The sequence below is a fragment of the Pseudoalteromonas sp. Of7M-16 genome, assembly GCF_022347805.1.
Lineage (GTDB): Bacteria > Pseudomonadota > Gammaproteobacteria > Enterobacterales > Alteromonadaceae > Pseudoalteromonas > Pseudoalteromonas luteoviolacea_F.
This window is the reverse complement of the sequence record NZ_JAKRFY010000011.1, coordinates 170377-189899: the sequence shown is the minus strand read 5'-3', so window position 1 is coordinate 189899 and position 19523 is coordinate 170377. Positions and strand designations below refer to the sequence as shown.

General features: G+C 42.3%; 15 protein-coding genes and 4 tRNA genes. 10 read left to right on the top strand and 9 right to left on the bottom strand.

Going from position 1 to position 19523, the window contains the following annotated elements; all coding sequences use genetic code 11:
- Nucleotides 1-17: 17 nt before the first annotated feature.
- From MHN81_RS13605 to MHN81_RS13585, 5 genes are all read left to right on the top strand, one after another.
- A tRNA-Phe gene (locus tag MHN81_RS13605) sits at nucleotides 18-93 on the top strand.
- Nucleotides 94-105: 12 nt separating this feature from the next.
- A tRNA-Thr gene (locus tag MHN81_RS13600) sits at nucleotides 106-181 on the top strand.
- 148 nt (nucleotides 182-329) lie between these two features.
- Nucleotides 330-405: transfer RNA gene (locus tag MHN81_RS13595), tRNA-Phe, on the top strand.
- A gap of 12 nt (nucleotides 406-417) precedes the next feature.
- Nucleotides 418-493: transfer RNA gene (locus tag MHN81_RS13590), tRNA-Thr, on the top strand.
- A gap of 298 nt (nucleotides 494-791) precedes the next feature.
- Nucleotides 792-1232, top strand: a complete 441-nt coding sequence (locus MHN81_RS13585; RefSeq protein WP_023398491.1) for a helix-turn-helix domain-containing protein — start codon at nucleotides 792-794, stop codon at nucleotides 1230-1232.
- Between the two features lie 139 nt (nucleotides 1233-1371).
- On the opposite strand, the gene MHN81_RS13580 is transcribed toward MHN81_RS13585, so the two are convergent.
- The 3 genes from MHN81_RS13580 to MHN81_RS13570 form a co-directional block, all read right to left on the bottom strand.
- Nucleotides 1372-1740 carry a VOC family protein gene (locus MHN81_RS13580; RefSeq protein WP_023398492.1) on the bottom strand — a complete coding sequence of 123 codons (369 nt, stop codon included), beginning with the start codon at nucleotides 1738-1740 and terminating at the stop codon, nucleotides 1372-1374.
- Between the two features lie 38 nt (nucleotides 1741-1778).
- Nucleotides 1779-2096 carry a DUF1330 domain-containing protein gene (locus MHN81_RS13575; RefSeq protein WP_023398493.1) on the bottom strand — a complete coding sequence of 106 codons (318 nt, stop codon included), beginning with the start codon at nucleotides 2094-2096 and terminating at the stop codon, nucleotides 1779-1781.
- A gap of 154 nt (nucleotides 2097-2250) precedes the next feature.
- On the bottom strand, nucleotides 2251-3117 hold the full coding sequence (locus tag MHN81_RS13570; RefSeq protein WP_023398494.1) for an MBL fold metallo-hydrolase: 867 nt from the start codon (nucleotides 3115-3117) through the stop codon (nucleotides 2251-2253).
- Nucleotides 3118-3518: 401 nt separating this feature from the next.
- Between MHN81_RS13570 and MHN81_RS13565 the strand changes: the two genes are divergently transcribed.
- On the top strand, nucleotides 3519-3782 hold the full coding sequence (locus MHN81_RS13565; protein WP_080672569.1) for a DUF1289 domain-containing protein: 264 nt from the start codon (nucleotides 3519-3521) through the stop codon (nucleotides 3780-3782).
- On the opposite strand, the gene MHN81_RS13560 is transcribed toward MHN81_RS13565, so the two are convergent.
- A complete protein-coding gene (locus MHN81_RS13560; protein WP_023398496.1) occupies nucleotides 3766-4446 on the bottom strand; it encodes a hypothetical protein in 681 nt (226 codons plus the stop codon). The two genes, MHN81_RS13565 and MHN81_RS13560, sit on opposite strands and share 17 nt — an antisense overlap.
- A gap of 160 nt (nucleotides 4447-4606) precedes the next feature.
- Here MHN81_RS13560 and MHN81_RS13555 point away from each other — a divergent pair, with 160 nt between their 5' ends.
- From MHN81_RS13555 to MHN81_RS13545, 3 genes are read left to right on the top strand one after another with little or no spacing between them, the layout of a single operon-like run.
- The gene (locus MHN81_RS13555; RefSeq protein WP_023398497.1) at nucleotides 4607-4810 is read left to right on the top strand and encodes a DUF3283 family protein; all 204 of its coding nucleotides are present in this window, start codon (nucleotides 4607-4609) and stop codon (nucleotides 4808-4810) included.
- Between the two features lie 2 nt (nucleotides 4811-4812).
- Complete coding sequence (locus MHN81_RS13550; RefSeq protein ID WP_023398498.1) at nucleotides 4813-5238, top strand: GNAT family N-acetyltransferase; 426 nt, start codon at nucleotides 4813-4815, stop codon at nucleotides 5236-5238.
- Nucleotides 5235-9689, top strand: coding sequence for an EAL domain-containing protein (locus tag MHN81_RS13545; RefSeq protein ID WP_023398499.1), 4455 nt, complete (start codon nucleotides 5235-5237; stop codon nucleotides 9687-9689). Before MHN81_RS13550 ends, MHN81_RS13545 begins: the two co-directional genes overlap by 4 nt.
- On the opposite strand, the gene MHN81_RS13540 is transcribed toward MHN81_RS13545, so the two are convergent.
- The 5 genes from MHN81_RS13540 to MHN81_RS13520 form a co-directional block, all read right to left on the bottom strand.
- Complete coding sequence (locus MHN81_RS13540; RefSeq protein ID WP_239425963.1) at nucleotides 9686-10633, bottom strand: ion transporter; 948 nt, start codon at nucleotides 10631-10633, stop codon at nucleotides 9686-9688. The two genes, MHN81_RS13545 and MHN81_RS13540, sit on opposite strands and share 4 nt — an antisense overlap.
- Nucleotides 10634-10645: 12 nt before the next feature.
- Nucleotides 10646-13324, bottom strand: a complete 2679-nt coding sequence (locus tag MHN81_RS13535; protein WP_023398501.1) for a bifunctional acetate--CoA ligase family protein/GNAT family N-acetyltransferase — start codon at nucleotides 13322-13324, stop codon at nucleotides 10646-10648.
- A gap of 157 nt (nucleotides 13325-13481) precedes the next feature.
- Entirely contained in the window at nucleotides 13482-15323 is a 1842-nt protein-coding gene (locus tag MHN81_RS13530; protein WP_023398502.1) for a methyl-accepting chemotaxis protein, read from the bottom strand.
- Between the two features lie 532 nt (nucleotides 15324-15855).
- Nucleotides 15856-16377, bottom strand: coding sequence for an NUDIX domain-containing protein (locus MHN81_RS13525; protein WP_239425962.1), 522 nt, complete (start codon nucleotides 16375-16377; stop codon nucleotides 15856-15858).
- A gap of 70 nt (nucleotides 16378-16447) precedes the next feature.
- Entirely contained in the window at nucleotides 16448-17500 is a 1053-nt protein-coding gene (locus MHN81_RS13520; RefSeq protein ID WP_023398504.1) for an aldo/keto reductase, read from the bottom strand.
- 865 nt (nucleotides 17501-18365) lie between these two features.
- Between MHN81_RS13520 and dinB the strand changes: the two genes are divergently transcribed.
- Nucleotides 18366-19421: a DNA polymerase IV gene (gene dinB, locus MHN81_RS13515; RefSeq protein ID WP_239425961.1), complete on the top strand. Its 1056-nt coding sequence runs from the start codon at nucleotides 18366-18368 to the stop codon at nucleotides 19419-19421.
- The last annotated feature ends 102 nt before the right edge of the window (nucleotides 19422-19523 follow it).

Here is a 19523-nt window from a genome sequence, read left to right as displayed (position 1 = left end):
CACAAGAAAATTTATTTGCCCAGATAGCTCAGTCGGTAGAGCAGAGGATTGAAAATCCTCGTGTCGGTGGTTCGATTCCGCCTCTGGGCACCATTATTTGAGTGTGCCGACTTAGCTCAGTTGGTAGAGCAACTGACTTGTAATCAGTAGGTCATCCGTTCGACTCGGATAGTCGGCACCAATTATTTATATTAGCATTGCAGATGGTTTACGTTATTAAGCCGTTTGGAATTGTATTAAAAATCCCCAGTGAGTTTTTAATACGCACAGAAAATTATTTTTCCATATAGCTCATTCGGTAGAGCCGTGATACACAAGAAAATTTATTTGCCCAGATAGCTCAGTCGGTAGAGCAGAGGATTGAAAATCCTCGTGTCGGTGGTTCGATTCCGCCTCTGGGCACCATTCTTTTTGAGTGCCGACTTAGCTCAGTTGGTAGAGCAACTGACTTGTAATCAGTAGGTCATCCGTTCGACTCGGATAGTCGGCACCATCTTCTTACCCTCTCATCAATTTTAGCTAATTCTATAATAGAAACCTTTCTTAATGCCTGTTGTTATTTGATGGCTTTTAAATGATTAGAACATCTCTTTTCCATTTGTTAGGATTAATAGATGCGGGTAGAACTCACCTTCCTAGACGTCAGTTAGTAAAACATTCACTTATTTGTTCTACATCTGTATTTTCATCATGGTAAAGGTGCTTTGTGAACAATCACGGAGCAGACTTAATATCACGAAATTTCATTGTAGAAGTGTAGAATTGAAGGCAAATAGTTAAAAGTAAAGTCTATGTCGATAAAACCAGAAGAATATGTTGTTGATGCATGGATAGCATTGCTGCGAGCGAAAGAGCATTCCCTCAATCATGTAGAAAAGTCTTTTAAGGAAAATGGCTTACCCCCATTTTTTTGGTACGATGTCTTGTGGGAGTTGGACAAAGCCGGCGAAAAAGGACTCAGACCCTTTGAAATTGAACAAGGGATGTTGCTGCCGCAATATGGACTATCTCGGCTTTTGGCTAGAATGGAAAAAGCTAGTTACGTTGAAAGAGTGCCATCACCAAAGGATGGCCGAGGTCATCAGGTTATCATCACAAAGCTAGGTAAAGAGGTTCGTAAAGATATGTGGGAAGTTTATGCAAATGGCATTCAGTCTACTATCGGTGAAAACTTTAATGAACAAGAGTGCAGAACAATCCAAACGCTTTTAACTCGGCTTTATCGCCAATAAGATCCATTGTGTACAGTTGTTAGTTGAGTTAACTAAGTTGCGTAGGTCAAAGAAAAATGGCGTGCTCAATTACAAGAGTTAGGTGACACCACAAAGGATATATTGTTGTGTCAGCTAAGCTAGCTCTACGTCCCCTATGCTATACCATGCAGAAAAAGTTGAGCTTATTGCCATCTAAATCACGGAAGTAAGCGCCATAGAAGTGATCTCCTCTGGGCCCTGGCGCCCCTTCATTGGTTGCTCCCAACTCTAACGCTTTCGCGTACAACATATCTACTTGTTGCGGGTTTTCAACAGCAAGTGCGATCATAACGCCATTTCCAATGGTGGCTGTGTTACCGTCAAAAGGTTTGGCAATGGAAAACTTTGGTTTTTCTGGATCTATTGACCAAGAAATAAAGGTCTCGAATTCCATAAACCTTGTTGCACCAATCTTCGCCAGTAATTCATCATAAAATTTGGCCCCTTTTTGCAAATCATTTGTGCCGAGTGTTACATATCCAATCATGTTTTTACCTCAATTTAGAATTTATCATTTGTATCTAACTATTTGTTTGAAAAGCCAATGGTAAAATTTGGTTTGAGAATGTTAGTACGCATTTCGATGATCTCTTGATATTCAGTGCAATTCCAAAAGTCTTCGAGATGTTGGCGAGAGGGAAATTGGATCATGCTCAACCCAGTTTCAGCGGGCCAGCAGCCCTCGAAAGTTGAGATGCTCGAAGCGTTTGCTCCTGCAATGATCAACTCACCACCAAACTTCTTTAAAATAACATCAGCTATTCGAGCATAAGTGCCAAACCCCTTCATATTTTCTGACTGACTAAAACTGAACAGCAGGTAAGCCGCTTTATTTTTTAACATCGGAGTGTCCTCATTTTTAGAAAAAGTGCCGTTCTCACAGATAAATCTGAAGAACTAGTACCACTGAAGGTAATGCCATTCAAAGTTATGTGAACAAGCATCGGTGACAAATAGATCAACATTTTCAATGGTTGTTTATGTGTTGATATGTGATTTATCCACCGTGGAAAACTGAATACACCATACGCTCTACATGTTGTGGTAGGTCATTGTAGTTTCGTAGGTCTTTGTATTTTGGAAGTTTCACTTGCTTTGGTAGCGTATTGGCTATATCCATAGTCGCGATAGCATCTTTTTTCATCGCTTCTTGTACGGCCGGCTCCACTGCATTAAATAGGTCATTGTAAAAATCAGCTGCTACTTGCAGGTGTTTGGGGTCCATGCTTTTTGAATGAGCTGTAATTGCGAATTTAGGCTCAAAGGAAACCAATGCGTTGAGCAGTTTTCGGCCACCTAAGTAATTAGTATCTGCAATGAATGCTCCTTGGGTAATGGCGTCAACTTCATACAAGTCAGCCGAATAAACAACCTGCTCATTTGGCAAGTGTATAGCAATCATGCCTACCCCATCAGCAGCACCAAAGTGTAATAGGTTGATAGTTGTTTCCCCTACCACCAGGTTCGTGTTGTCGCCAACATAATGATGCACTGTTTTGGGAGCTTGTCCTGTCACATCCAAGCGGAAAATTGAGTTTGTAGCTTGATGTGCATAGATTTCCGCATTGGGAAATACTTCTGTGCCGCCTACGTGATCATAATGTTCGTGTGACAGTACGATTTTTGTTACTGGTAATGGAGTTAACTTTGAGATAGTCGACTTGAGCAAGATCGCACGCTGTGTATTAGCAGGATCTGTGATCAGTACTCCCTTGTCGCCTATTATAATTAACGATTGATAATGGAACAGAAAAACTGAATAAACGTTATCTGATAACTTTTGAACGCTCGCTTCTTTTGCAGATATCTGCAAAGCGTAAGACAAAGTAAACAGAGCAAACATAATTTGAGCCACGTATTTCATGATAAATCCTCGAAAAGTTGCATCTACACCAGCTAAACTTGGGAAATAGATGCAAGTGCATGTAAATTTGGAATGTACATGCAGGTGCATCTATTTGCAAGTGAAAAAGAAAATAGACAAGCATCAGATGACGCTTAAATCCGAGTTGAGTACCCATAAATATATGTTTGAGCAAAAAAATCGGAGTCGAAATGGGGCGAAATTGATTTTTTAAATGGTACTGCACATACTCTGAATCAGGTATGGCTTGCTTTACATAGCAAGAAATCTATTAAAGTGCGTCTGAACGCTGTCGTGGGCGGTTTACTAAAATTCAACTAGTATTTTATTAAGTGCTCGAGTTAGGTAGTATCAGATCATTGTGGGCGTTAAATGCACAGGATTGATCTTTGACCCTTAGTATGGAACAAATTGAGATATTTACGATCCCTAGTCCGTGTAAAGGGATCTGTGAAGTTAATAATCGCGGTTACTGTAAAGGGTGCTTTCGCAGCCGGGAAGAGCGTTTTTGCTGGAACCAGATGACAGAGCATCAAAAAAGAATAGTTGTGGATTTATGTCAACGGCGCAAAAAGCGCATTATGGCAAAGAAGAATGCTCAACAGCTTGATAACTCGGCTGAACCACAAGATAAGCAAGATGATTTGTTTAAATTCGATATTTAGCCTTGAGCACCTCAATAACCCCCTTTTTCTCTAGTTTTTCTAATGTATTCTTTAATTTAGGGATCAGTGCTTTATGTTTTTGGTGAAGGTAGTGGAAGCTATCTATGGTCATAAGGTCATCAATTTTAAGTGTATCAATATCCATATATGGCAAGTGTTCTCTTAGGTGAAAGTCAACAATAAGTGCTCCTTGCACTTTTTTTTGCATCAGTAAGTTGAGCTGAGCAGCACTGCTTTTAACTTCAATGAGTTCGCCTTTATAACTTTGTTCCATCATGTACTGATAAACGACTAAATAGCCACTTTGTACCACCATAGATTCTATCTGATTGAATGAGCAAGTTGTACAATGGCTTATTAGCTGTAGATTGAAGGAGTAAAGTGGAAAGTCTACGTACAACAAGTTGGCATAACTATCTGTTACGCCAGCGATCCGCCCGAGCTGTCCATCCAGCTCACCTTCGTTGGCTGCGATCAACGCACTTTGTCTGTCAAAATCAATTAATTCTAGCTTATGGCCTATGTCTTTATACGCCAAACTCAAAAGTTCTATTACATAGCGAGCTTGTGGGGTATCTGCAGGGCGATTGAAGTAAAGTGTTTGTGCGTGAGACAAAGTGCATTGCGATAATAAAAGTATCCATAATATTTTGATATTTCCCACATATTTCCCCTAAAATGCAGTTTTCATTGAGCGTCTTGCTTCGGTCCAATAAAAGTCGAATTGATTACCCTGCAACAATTAACTTTGTAATTCAAGACTGCCGCTGTCTAGTACATATATGATACACTGTTTTTATAATTTTCAATAATTGTACAGTACGATGTCATATAACCTGTGTAACCTCTCCCGAGCCGAAAAGTATCAAGTTCAACTGGAATATGAAGCGTCTTTTTGGGCGTATCAGATTAAACGCGGCAAGAATACGCGAGAAGCAATTTATGATGCTATCAATAGTCGCCCTTTATCGGAACGTGACACACTAAAGGCGAAATTTGAGCAATACTTGGGACTTATGTTAGTTTAGTTATGCAGTTGAGTTGTTATCGTTTGCCTGAAATTCAAACGCCATTGGTTAATAAGTTTTATCAGGCTAACAGAGTACGTGGAAGGGCAACCAAACAAGACACGGTATGGGTTACTAAATCATCAGAGTTGATTGCAGCCTGTAGAATTCAACAGGTGGAACAATATGCTTTTTTGTCTACCGTTTTTGTCGCTTCAGCTTATCGAGGACAAGGTGTTGCGAAGCGCTTGCTGCTCTGTGCGATTGAATCGCAAGAATGTGTTTACACCTTTGCCTATCGCACTGTTGCACCTTTGTACTCACAACTCAATTTTGTTGAAATTGATCAACTGACTTTACCTACAGTCTTGCAGGAAAAGTTTGTGAATTACACGAATCAAGGCAGAGAAATTATCGCAATGTGTTTTCAAAGGACTGTTCACACATGAAGTATATCGTCACTTTTTTGATTATCATTTTTAGCGCAGTGTGTACCGCACAAGTATCTCGCATTTCTCCCGCAGAAGGTTTATCACAAAGCTATGTTAATACGCTGCTCTTTGATAAAAAGGGCTATTTGTGGCTGTCTACTGAAGGGGGGTTAAATCGCTATGATGGTTATCAGGTGCTTGAAGTCATGGGCCCAAATAAAGCCCTTGATAAAATGCAAATCGACCGGATTTATCAAGACCCAACAGGTAAAATTTGGATAGCCTCGGGCCGAGCTGGGTTATTTAGCTATCACCCAGAAAAAGATCATTATAGACAGTATATAAAAGCGCCAGCTTCTGAACTTGACTACATCCAAAATAGTGTTTTTCAAATGCTTGAAAAAGGCCCTAATGAATTGTGGCTGGGGCGCACTAAGAATGTATCAGTATTGAACAAAGAAACGGGAGAGATCACCGAAGTCATCCCTATTCCTGGTATGACCGAGCGCAGTCTTGTGCGCGGGCTATTGCAGTTTGAAGATATTTTGTATATTGCAACGACCGAACAATTATTTGCCTACCATATTCCAAGTGCAAGGCTAAAGCCACTAACACATATCGATGATCCTGAGCACCCATTTCAGCTCAATACTAAATCACTATTATTACTGGATGACTCAACTTTGCTTGTCGGTGCAGTTCTTGGTTTATACGAATTGGATATAGGTGAGCTACAAAGAGATTTTGAGGCAACACCAGCATATAAAACGGTACTGGAAGAGTTTAATATTTGGCATATGTTAAAGCAGCAAGCATATCTATTGCTTGGTACAGACAAAGGATTAATGCGTTTTGACCCTCAAACAGGCCTTATTGAACCGGATAAACGTCTGACGCAAAGTCGATTTTCGATATCAGATAGCAGCATTATTCATTTAAATGAAGACCAAAATGGTGGAGTCTGGGCTGCTACCCGTACTGATGGCGCATTTTATTTGCCGCCAGATAATCATATTTTTGATAACGTACAAAATGATTCGATTTATGGTGAGTTTTCTCATGGTGCAGTGTGGGGAATTGTGGAGTTTCAAGGGTATATTTGGGCTGCCACAAGAGATGGTTTAACGCGATATGATCCGCAAACACGAGAAGCAACACCACTCCTTCAAGGCTATATGGGCGAGAGCTTTTTACCCGAATTCTCGATATTTGAATTGTTCCCATACCAAGATAAATTGTGGCTTATCAGTAACCGAGGTCTGTTTGTTTTTGATCCCAAAACAGAGACTGTTTCGCGTCCAAGTGCACAAAACCTAGAGTCAACGGAAGTGCTAGCAGGGTTTGTTAAAGGCGCCGTGTTAGTTGAGCCTGGATTGCTTTATTTTGTCGATGGGAATTCAGGCTTTTATTTGTTCAATATGAATAATGGTATTTTAGAGCCTCTGGGGTCGAGCTTTGCGCAGTTTGATCCCTTCTTAAGCTATGGTTTTTTCGAACCGCTTTCAAGTCACCCATCTGAGCCGGTGTTTTATAGCGAGGGGCGGCTATTTAGATACAATCATACACTGCACAAGTTGACTCAGATCTATCAGGTACCAAAAGCGCACAAACAGTCGGCTGTTGATCTGCTAAGTTATACCATTGATAAAAATAACGTGCTTTGGCTATCATTTGCTACTCATGGGCTAGTTCGACTGACTGCTGATGGGTATAAACCACTGCCACTGCCTGCTGACTCACTGTCGGTGACCAATTTCATCTTATATGAAATGCAACAAGATAAAGCTGGTATGATTTGGATGTCCTCTCATCAAGGGATATGGCGGCTAGATCCTGATAATTTTCATCTCCAAGGGTTTACCATCAATGATGGCTTGATGAGCAATGAATTTAATAGTGGCTCATCGGCAAAATTAGCGAATGGTCATATTGCTTATGGTTCATTGCAGGGGATCACGATATTTGATCCCGAAGTTAACCGCCCTAATCGTCCTCTTTTGACCCGTGTCAATATTACCAATGTCGATTTAATGTCACGAGATCTCAAACCCGCAGGATTAAAATCGTTTTCTTCCATTGATTTGAATCACGATGATATTGGGTTGGAAGTGTCATTTTCTGCAATGGCTTTTACTGCGCAAGAACGCATTGTTTATGAATACCAGCTTTCCGGCGAACAAAGAATTTTAAGTCGCAATAGTAACCGTGTTGTATTCCCAAAACTAAACCCTGGTTCTTACCGTCTCAAAGTGTGGGCTAAAGATCCACTGACAGGTGATTATACTCAGCCAGCGGAGCTTAATATTCGCGTTAAATATCCAATTTGGCGTTCACCGGTGGCGCTAGCCTGTTACTTAATATTAGCCAGTGGTCTATTCGCTCTATGGGTGCATAGGAAAAATAGAGTCGCGCAATTACTAATGGAGGCCCATAAGGAGACCAGAAATAGTGAAACGCGCCTTAAAATGGCATTAGAAGGCAGTAACTCAGGTGTATGGGATTGGCAATCTGGTTCAAATTTGGTCTACCAGCCCAGACTGGTAAATGAACTTGGATACAAAAACGACTACATCAATCTAGATGACTATTTAGAATTGATCCACCCACAAGATCGTGCGCTTTTTCGAATCGAGTGGCTAGAGTTTGTCTCTACCGCGAAGGGCTATATTGATTGCACATACCGTCTTAGAAATCGCGTAGGACAATGGCGTTGGTACAAAGATTACGGCAAAGTTATGGCGTGGCGAGAGGCTGTTCCTATGCGCGTTGCTGGTACTTACACAAACTTAACTCGCGAACGGGTATTTGAAGAGCGTGCAGCACTCTTTGGCGAGGCGTTCGAGCAAACCCGAGACTGGGTTATGATTTTCGATAAGCGTTTTCGTATATTAGCATGCAACAAAGCGCTTCAGGATGCGTTTTCCGTCGAAGCCAATCCTTTATCCAGTACCAGTGTGAGTCTAGGTTTAGAGCGTCATGTCAGGATGCATTATCTGCGCACCATGAGTAAGTTGTCTGAAGAAGAGTATCATAGTGCTGAAGAGGTTTTACGCTTGCCGAGCGGTGAGGTAAGGCATGTACTGGTCAAGATCACAGCAACATTGGGGCAAAATTATATCATTGTCCTCACTGACATCAGCAAACAGAAGCGCACAGAAAAAGAGCTTTACCAATTAGCCAATTATGATGCACTGACTAAACTGCCCAACAAAGTGTTATTTATGGACAGGGTGCAACATGGAATAGAGCAAATCGGAGGGGCGGATCACTCCTTGGCAATATTGGCGATAAAATTTGGAAGACTGCAGCGTTTGGCTGATACATTTGGTGAGGACTTTGTATTAGCCATTATTCAACAGGCTGCGACAACACTGCAATGTTGTTTTAGAGAAGTTGATAGTTTAGCAATTGGCCAAGAAAAAGACTTTTATATCTTGATGGAGCACTTGGACTCAGTTGATGCTGTGACCCAGTACGTACATTGCCTGATGGCTCGGTTTGAAGAGGGTATTCGAGTCCATGAACAGGAAGTTGATATAGATGTATTTGTCGGAATTGCACTCTTTCCGAATGACGCATCAGATGCTTTTGAGCTCAACCAGGCAGCAGAAATTGCGCTAAGCCATGCTAAAAAGAGTCCAATTAGTTACTTTCAATATTACCACCAAGATATCAATCAACAAGCAAAACGGCATATTGAAATCGAGCGGCGCTTAAACGCAATCCACAAAGATGAATTGTTGTGCAATTATTATCAGCCGATACTCAATGCGACCCGAGGTCATATCGAAGGTTTTGAAGTGTTGTTGCACTGGCCCGATGATAGCAGTGTGAGTGCACAAGAGTTTTCGACGGCTGCTGAGAAAACAGGGTTGGGTATTGATTTGATATTGCAAACGATAGAACGGGCTTTGATAGAGCTAAAAGTGTGGCATTTAACTTGGCCAGATCTCTATATATCCGTCAATCTATCGGCGCAGGCTTTGCACTATGATGGTTTGGTCCAGCAGGTGCAGCATGCACTTGAGAAAACCAATTTACCCGCGAGTTGTTTGGTGTTCGAAATATCGGAATCGGTGATGATGGAAAATGTCGCCGACTCCATTGAGCGTATGCACTTGCTCAAAACACTTGGTTGTCGTTTATATATGGATGACTTTGGTACTGGGTACTCTTCTTTGATGTATCTTACCCAATTCCCGGTGAGTACCTTGAAGATTGATGGTGGATTCATCGTCGATATTGGTAAAAACAAGGATCACGAGAGCATTATTCACTCCACCTTGTCTCTTGCGCATAGCTTGGGCAAGTACTGCGTTGCACAAGATGTAGAAAACATCGAGCAATTGAGGTTTCTCCGCATGCTAGGCTGTGAGCGTTTTCAAGGCTTTTTATTTAGTCCGCCTTTACCTGGCGATATGATCGCACATTTAATGGAGAACACTTGGCAAGAAATGTTTGATAGTTAGAGCTTTTCTCCGCAGTGTCTACAGTAAAGACTGTGGGAGCGCTCAGAGGTCATCAACTTAATCGCTTGATGAGCCTCTGTTGCGCTAAGGCCCAACTCCACTCGCAGAGCTTCGAGATGCTCTGCTTCTGCGTCATCGAGCTTTCCGTCAACCAAGGCGTGTAATACGGCTTCATGAAATGCATCGCGGCGCTTGCGCAGCTGGTCAGCAAAACTTGATGCGAGCAGTCCGGTTGGGATCGCAACCATGCCCATACTGAGCAAAGTAATCACTCCGCCAAAAAATCGCCCAAGAGGCGTAATGGGCACTACATCTCCATAACCAACGGTGGTCAACGTCGCCATAGCCCACCACATTGCAGCTGGAATTGATCCAAATTTTTCAGGTTGGACATCATGCTCAATTAAGTAAATACCGCACGACGCGACGATCAGTACTAATGACATAATAAAAAATGCTGCCATGAGTGAGCTGGCTTCTTCCTTAAAAGCAGCTAAAAGTAGTTGCATAGCACGTGAGTAGCGTGTGAGCTTAAAAATGCGCATCAACCGTACTACACGCAAGAACCGTAGATCGAAAGTAAAAAACACCATGAGTAAAGTCGGCAATATGGCGACTAAGTCTATGACAGCCAAAGGAGAGCGAATATAGCGTAAGCGAATTATAAAGTGACTTTTTGTATCATCTTTGAAATTGAGTTTATCAACACAGCACCACAGTCGAAGCAAATATTCAACACAAAAAATGCCCACGGAGATGACCTCAATATAAAAAAACGCGAGGTAATACTGTTTAGCGAGTTCAGGCACTGACTCTAGAACGATAGCGACCACATTAAAAATAATGAGTGCGATTAAAAAAATATCTAAGCTGTGGGCTATTTTCCGATATTTTCCACTGCCTTCTAGTATTGCTGCCGTTTTTTGTCTCAGTGTTAAACTCATGCTTTTCAATCACTAACTGTTATTTTGAAGTGGTAAAGTCATAATAGCTGCACCTTCTTCAAAGTCTCGTTTCACATTGAAGCCAAGGTGCTTGGCCAAATTGATCATGCCAGTATTTTCAAATAGTGTGATCCCCTCAATACTTTCGACCCCTTTTTCTCTACAGTAATCTATCGCCGCATTCATCAATAATTTACCTAAACCAAGGCCTTGTGAATCAGAGCGTACAATGACAGAAAATTCAGCTTGGATATTATCTGGATCCATTAAAACCCTAGAAACACCTAGCGTACGAAATGCGCTTTTATAGCGCTCGCTAATGATAAAGGCCATTTCGCGGTCGTAGTCTATTTGTGTCATTTTCGCGAGCTGGTCGTGAGTAAATTGGGGTAATTGACCAAAAAAACGATTGTATCTGTCCTCTTTGGTGAGCGATTGGTCAAACTCTTGATGATTGCGTTCATCCTCTGGTTTAATCGGTCTAAGAGTCACTTCTTGGCCATTCTTTAGTGTTAATACTCGCTCTAACTCTTTGGGGTATGGCTTAATTGCTAAACGCTTACGGTGTGCTTTGGGCTGATAAGGCGAGAGTCCTATCTGGGCATCCAGCACTAGAAATTGACCTGAGCTTGCCAAAATAGGGTTGAGCTCCAGATTTTGAATATCCGGTTGCTCAACAATCATTTGCGACACTCTAGTGAGAAGGGCACATAAGCGATACTTGTCGACTTTGTCGGGCAGTGTGCGCTCTTTTAACACACCTTTATCATGGGCTGCGGCGATTAAGTATTTTGCTAGATTCATGTTTAATGGCGGGAGCGCGACGGCAGCTTGAGAGAAGTTCAACCCTGTTCCCGCTTCACCTAACAAGATAACAGGCCCTACATCAGGCTCTGTTTTTATTGCAATGCGCAGTTCCTGAGTGCCAGCTCTGGATGCCATTTTTTGTAGAGAAAACCCTTCAATCTCAGCGTCTGGGTAGGTTTTTTTGATCCGCAGTAGCATTGAAAAAGCAGTTTGCTCGACTTCATTACCATCATTCAAATTGAGTACGACACCGCCCACTTCAGATTTAGAAGGGATAGCGGAGCTGATCAGTTTTAATGCAACGGGGAATCCTATCTCTTCAGCTTGCTCTTTTGCTTCGCTGGGCGTAAGTGCAACTTCGGTATGAATACAATCAATGCCATAGCAAGAGAGGATCTGGCTAGCCGAGTGGGTCGATAGATATCGATGGTTGGTACGCAAATACCCATTGATTTGCAGCTTAGCTGCCTTACTATTGATAAGTTCATCTTGGATGATAGATTCAGGTGTTTGGGTCAAATGCTTTTGGTTTCTGCGATACGTAATTAGATGCATAAATGCACTAACCGCGCCCTCAGGGGTGCGATAGGTCGGTATGTTACTCAGTACACAAATATCTCTTGCTGAGCGGGCGGCTTCCTCGCCCATAAAGTTAGTCATGACAAAGGGCCTTGCCATTTTGGGAATTTTTTCGAGTGTTTGAGCAATGATTTTGGCATAGGCCGAGCTTGGCGCAAGTGCTGACGGTGTATGAATAATCAATAAGTTCTTCACCTCATCAGCCTTTAAAAGCACTTCTAACGCACGCTGATACCGTTTAGGTGACGAGTCACCAAAAATGTCGACTGGGTTGTCCGTTTGCGAGGATTGAGGCACGATCTCATTGAGAGCGCCGATAGTTTTTTCACTGAGTTTAGCGAGCTTTCCTGATCGCATTAACAGGGTGTCAACGGCCATGATCCCCGGACCGCCGCCATTTGTTAGTATGGTGAGTTGCTCCACCTTAAGCAATTTTGGATGCAACGCGAGTGTTTGAGTGGCCGCAAATAGCTCTCTTAAATCATTTACTCTAAGCATGCCTGCACGTTGAAACATCGCGTCGTACACTGCGTCATCGGAAGTTTTCCCTCCGGTATGATGATAGGCGGCTCGGGCGCCAGCGATTGTGCGGCCGGTTTTTATGGCGATGACGGGTTTATTAAAAGCGGCTGCTCGTGCGGCGGATATAAATCTGCGCACGTCTTTGATATTGTCTATGTAAAGTAAAATCGCTGATGTTTTGCTGTCTCTGGCCAAGTAATCGAGCAGTTCGTCGAAATCAATGTCGAGGCAATCCCCTACAGAAATAAAGTGAGAAAAGCCAATGTGTTTTGTTTGAGCCCAATCTAAAATCGTTGAGCAAACCGCAGCTGATTGAGATACAAAAGCGAGTTTACCAGGTGAGGCGACAGTATGAGAAAAGCTTGCATTGAGTCCGATGTGCGGCAGGATCAACCCTAAACTGTTACTTCCCAAAAGTGTCACTTCAGCCTGCTGCGCGGCACTGTACAACGTGTGTTTTTCGGAATTACTTAAACCAGCAGCAACGATAATGGCATGTTTACAACCTCTGGTGCCTAGCTCTTGAATTAGTTTACATAGCGTATTTTTGTTAGTGCAAATTATGGCTAAGTCAGGTATGCAGGGTAGGCACTCGATATCTTGATAGGCGAGTACGCCATGCACCGCAGTATATTTTGGGGTGACTGGCATAATTGGCCCTTTAAAGCCACCTTGTAATAGGTTTTTCATTACGACATTACCAGCACGATTTGGGTTGTTGGAAGCACCAATAACAGCCACCGATTTAGGGTTAAAAAACTGGCCTATACGTCTCACACTCATGCGTACTCCTTTGATTTACCAATACCAAATTATGTGCCGGATCATGACTGTAACATGTTTGGATGAGATTTCGAGCAGATAAGTGTTTTACTTTGATCTCAAAAGCACTTTTGCGAAAAACAAAAGCGCTTTTGAGGTTTAGAGGTGAGTAGCTAGATTAGACTTTAAATCTGGAAACATCTTCTTGCATCTTATGTGCGTCATATTCCAGCGCTTCGCAATTTTTACAGTTTTGGCAAGAGTCGACGTAAAGCTGCTCAGCTGATACTGAAATGTTTGCGGCGGCATTTTCAACGCCCTGAACTGTCGCCATTTGCTCTTCTGTCGCCCCAGCTATTTGAATCACCATGTCGCGTATTTTATCCATGGCGTGTTTGTTATCGTCCATGCTTTGCTGTGCTTCTGTAATTCCTTCATACATCTGTTCGCTTAGCTCTAAACTGGTTTGCATGGCTTGCTCAGAGTCGTGTACAAGGCTTTGTAAGCCATGGATCATGCGTTCAATTTCTACTGTTGAGTTTTGGGTGCGTTTGGCCAGTGTACGAACCTCGTCAGCTACCACTGCAAACCCCCGTCCACTTTCACCGGCGCGGGCGGCTTCTATTGCGGCATTTAATGCCAGTAAGTTTGTTTGCTCAGTGATCCCACGAATAACAGATGTGACACTTTCAATTTCGCTGCTCGCTGAAGAAAGCTGATGCATCAGTTTACTGTTTTCATTGATATGTCCGGTTAGTTCAGACATGTTATGGTGGGCTCTATGCATGATATCGGAGCCTCGGGCCATGTTTTCATCTGCATCATTGACGTTGTTTTGCACAGCCACACTATTTTCTGCGATAAGTGACACTGCCTGTACCAGTTCACTAACTGCAACTTTAACCGCATGTGTATTGTTTTTTTGCTCTTCAATTGCTTGTTGGGAGCGTTTTGTCACCTCGACGGATTGGTGTGCACCATGTTCGACTGTCTCGCCTGTATGCTTAATTTCTCTAACGATGTCTGCGGTTGTATCTATAAACTGATTGACTGACCCGGCAAACTCCGTCACCTCATCACGGCCAGTCAAATTGATATGATGGGTTAAATCCCCTTCGCCATGACTAATGGTTGCCATATTTGCATTGGCCGCTTTTAATCTTCTGACAATATGCGACCCCTTCCAAAGCAATAGCCCTGCAATTATTGCTGTGAGTACTCCAGCTAACATCATGCCTTGGTTTTGCGCAGAAATAAGTTCATTGCTGATCCCCATCTCTATATCACCAGAGAGCTTATTCATAGTGCCTTCTACTTTGTGAATGCTCGAACGCAACTCTCCACGCAAGCCCGAATTGGCATCGAGACCGCGTTCTACCAGCGCTACAGTAAGCGCTCGCGCAGTATTTTCAAACAGCGTCAGGTCATTTTGCCCTGCGCTAAATTGATCTGAAAAGTAAACCTTCATGACGGCTAACTGCTGAGTGACTTCGTTTTTAGTAGACATATCGAGGTTTGTTTGGAAGTCATTTTCAAGTAACACTAATCGCAATGCTTTGCTCATCGCGGTAATATCGCCAATATTGGTCAGGGATTCGTGTAGGGCGATTTCGGCGTGATTAAATTCACCGCGCAGCCCTTGGTTCGGTGAGAGACCTATTTTTTTATCTAGCGCGACCAAGTTTCGTAGGTTTAACTCGTAGTTACTCAGATCTTTTTCAGCCACCACCAAAGCCTGTTGCAAGTGGCTGGGGAGCTGACCACTTAAAACCGTCATATTATTGCGCATTTGTTTAATTCGGGCATCGAACTTGTCGACGTACTTTTGCTGTTTGCGAAGTAAAAAATCTTTCTCATGGCGTCTTAGCATCAAAAGGTCGTTGCTGATCTCTTTGCTGGTTGCCAGTCTTTGCCCCAAATTGGCGATGTGAGTTGTTTCATACCAAAGCACGCCCACCATACAAAACAGTGCAATCATGACAAGAGAAGAAAGTAAAATGAAAGTGTGACGAATGGTCATAGTCTACTCCTTAGCTTTGATATTCCTATCATCAAAACTTAGAACAGAATTATAAAATTACCAATACGCAGTGAAATTTATTGAAATTATTTGTCCAACCACTTATTCATGGCTGCGTAACACGTGTTTGTTTTACATTTTTATTACATTAATTCCCAAGTGAAACCCTAATATTGGAAGTTTCGTCAGGTGTTACTGTATTAGCGACATCATTGGCCATTTGGAAGCACGGTGACTATGTTCATATGACTTTTGCTGTGAGGTTTGGACGCTTTGTATCGCTGTAATTTAGAGGATCGGAAATTATATCTTGAAGGAGTACGGTAGAGGGGTATCCTATTTGTTCGATTGTTCATCCAGTGATGATGCGGTGGGGTTTAAAGGGGCGAGTCGGTATTGTGCCACCAATTTCATTTTCAAAGCAGGCTTTACAAGTGCTTCTGGCAAATAAAGCGTTTTTTACTGTAGTGAATTCTTTTCCAATCGAGGGCGTTTTCCCCTGTATGTTGCGATAACAGGGGGAAGCGTTTAATCAGTCAAAATTCAGGCCTATAACCTCTTTTGCAACAGTTTCTAATATCGCCAGCTCTCTATAAATAGATTGTCCTTTTTTGTCGCTATTAGCCAGTGTTTCACGGTTGTGCAAAATTGCATCTTTGATCGGTAACCAAACCGGTCGCATACCATTTGCTTGCTCGTAGGATTCCATTTGAGGCTCAGTGAAAGAGCCGCAAATATCGACGATAAAGCAGTGTGAGATAATATGTACATTGTCAAAATCTGGTTTGTACCAACTTTGATACTCTTCGTATATACCAAATGGCGAAATGTGGGTTATTGACTGGGCACCGGTTTCTTCTAGTAGTTCCCTGCTTAATGCGACTTCAATCTCTTCACCTTCGTCGACTCCACCACCAGGCAGTGTATAGTCGTCATATCGCGCTGTATAGAGAAGTAAAATTTCTTCTCCTCTGATTACGATTGCCCGCACGGCATGTCTAACAAAGTGGCTGCCAGGTAGGGGCACAATAGGCTCGCGGTTGAGTTGTTTCATAAATACGTCGTCATTTGAGAGTGCAAATATGCCGAGTTTATCATATTTGCACTCTAATCTGTGGGTAAGCTTAGAATGGAACAGGGTAAGTTTTTAAAATGGTGTCTATTTCTGCCAACGCTTCTGGTGGAAGTGGTTTGTCAAAAGCAATTATGTTTTCTTTTAGTTGTGCCATTGAGGTCGCCCCAATGATGGTTGAAGTAACGCCATCTACCTGATCACACCATGCCAAAGCAAGTTGTGCAGTGCTTAGATGGTGTTCATGCGCAACTTCTTGATATGCAGCGGTAGCTTGTTGTGAATACTGTGTATCTCTGAACAGTCCATTGCGTTGCATTAAGGTCCATCGGCTGCCTTCAGGCCTCGCACCACCTAAGTATTTGCCTGATAGCAATCCACCAGCCAAAGGAGACCAAGGTAAATAGGCGATGTCTTCATTGACGCAATTTTCTAGTAAGTAGGGCCAGTCTTTCTCGTGAAGTAAATTGAATTCATTTTGAATGGATACTGGTCGTTCTATACCGTGTTGCTCACACAAGTGTAAGTAAGTATTGATCCCCCATGGGGTTTCATTAGAAAGCCCCCAATGACGAATTTTTCCTTGATCTTGACATAGTTTTAAGGCTTCAAGGATATTACTCATTTCGTCGAGCTGTTGTGCTTTGCTGACGGCGTGTAGGTCTAACATACCGTGCCAGTGTTTACCAAAATGCGGTGATGTGCGATTTGGCCAATGTAATTGGTACACGTCTATATAATCTGTTTGCAGTCGTTGTAGCGATTGTTCAACAGCGTTGATGACTGCACTTTTATCGATAGGTTTTCCCTCTCTAATCCAACCGAGTCCCGCGCCCGCTATTTTTGTTGCCAAAATAACTTCTTGTCGTTTTTCTTCATGGCGTTTGATCCAGTCACCGATGATCAATTCGGTTTTACCATAGGTATCTGGTGAAGGGGGTACTGCGTACATCTCTGCGGTGTCTATAAAGTTGATCCCCTGACTCAGCGCGTAGTTGATTTGCTCATCAGCATCGTGCTGATTGTTTTGCAACCCCCAAGTCATACTTCCTAAACAAACTCGTGAAACCTTTAGTGATGAGTGGCCTAATTGGCTGTACTTCATAGATACTCCTTGCAAAATCGAACAGGTTTAAACAGCTAAGATGTAGTCGTTAGATACATACAAATTCACTAACAGCAGTGTAGAGCATTTCTACTTATTCTGCTGAGGTTTGTTTACAGTGGGTTATTAAAGTTAGCGGCTGTGCCTTTATTGTAAACAAATGATTGAATGTATCTGATTGATAAATTATTGTACCTAAGTTTTTGGAAGTAAACGATGTTAGGTTTATTGGGAAGTGGATAATCATATTTTCTTTGTTGTAATTGATAATTTAGGGTTTGTTGTACTTTTCTTAGGGCTAGTCATTGGCTGGAGGAACCCATTCGCACGGTGGTTAGTTATCAGCTATTCCATACTTACATGCATTAGTTTTGCTTGTTATCAAGTAACCATATCTTGGAAAACGCACTTCTATATCTTTGAAGCCTTTATATGCCTTGTATTTATGTTGCCGATACTTTTGCGACGCTACATTGCATTTTTTATATATCAAAAAACCCGCAGGGGGTTTTTCTTAACTGTTGCAATGCGCAAGAAACTGACTGTTTATGAATCTTTTTTATTGCGGCTCTTCACATTGGCTGCAATTGTGAATTTTATAACTTGGATTGAGATTCTTTGTTATAAGTATTGGTTAATAGACACCCCCTATATCAAACTCTATTTTAGAGACTACTTTGTTGCGCTTGTTCTGCTCCTTCAGAATATTGCACTGTATGCGTTTATTATGTACTGCTATGCGTCAATGCCTGCTCCTGACATAAAAAGGCGAGTTCATAAATTGTAGCTATTGAAGCAATAGACAAATAACTAGAAAACTGCCACTATACTGTATAAGTAAACAGTATTTTGTGAGGGCGCGTCGGTGAGAAAATTTATCCATATTGATATGGATTGTTTTTATGCAGCGGTAGAAATGCGTGATAACCCCGCACTCGCTAAAGTACCCATGGCGATAGGTGGAAATAGCCATCGTGGGGTGTTAAGTACCGCGAATTATATTGCACGAGAGTTTGGGGTGCGATCTGCTATGTCTAACTACAAGGCTAAACAACTTTGCCCTCAATTGGTCATTGTTCCGGGTCGCATGCAGGTATACAAAGAAGTGTCTCAACAAATCCGGCAAATATTTTCTCGCTACACCCATTTGATTGAGCCTTTGTCTTTGGATGAAGCCTACTTAGACGTTACTGACTGTGAGGTTTGTCAAGGCAGTGCCACCTTGATTGCGCAGCAGATCCGTACCGATATTTATAATGAAACTGGGCTGACAGCGTCAGCCGGTGTTGCACCAATCAAGTTTTTAGCCAAAATCGCCAGTGACGAAAATAAGCCCAATGGACAATGTGTGATCACACCCACTCAAGTAGATGACTTTATCGATGAGTTGCCGCTGAGAAAGATCCCTGGGGTTGGAAAAGTGACACATGAAAAGTTACTGGCATGTGGACTTGTTACAGGCCGTGATATCAAAGCACTGAGCCAAGATGAAATGGCTACGCGCTTCGGGAAATTTGGCAGGGTTTTGTGGCGGCGCTGCCAAGGTGTTGATGACCGAGGCGTAGAGGCAGAGCGAGTACGCAAGTCGGTAGGGGTTGAAACAACGTTTGAGAAGGACATTAAAGATTTAGCGCAGTTAAAGTCTATTTTATGTGACAAACTCATCCCCGAACTTACCCGTAGAAGTGCTAGATATCAAGCAGAGCGTGAATTTACCAAGTTGGGGGTTAAGGTAAAGTTTTACGATTTTTCTCAAACCACCAAGGAATGTCAATGTCACCACATAGATAAAGATATTTTGTGTACTTTATTAGAGCAGGCTGTGGCGCGCTATGGCAATAAACCTGTGCGGCTGGTGGGGGTGCAAATTGGTTTGGGTGATGCGCCGAGTAATCAGGTACAAATGGGCCTATTTAATTGAGATCACAAGACAAACTTTACAGCTGTTAGGGGGCGTGCGACTAAAATATAACTGAAATTACATGTTTCCGTGTTAGAGTAATGTTAATACAAAAATAACACA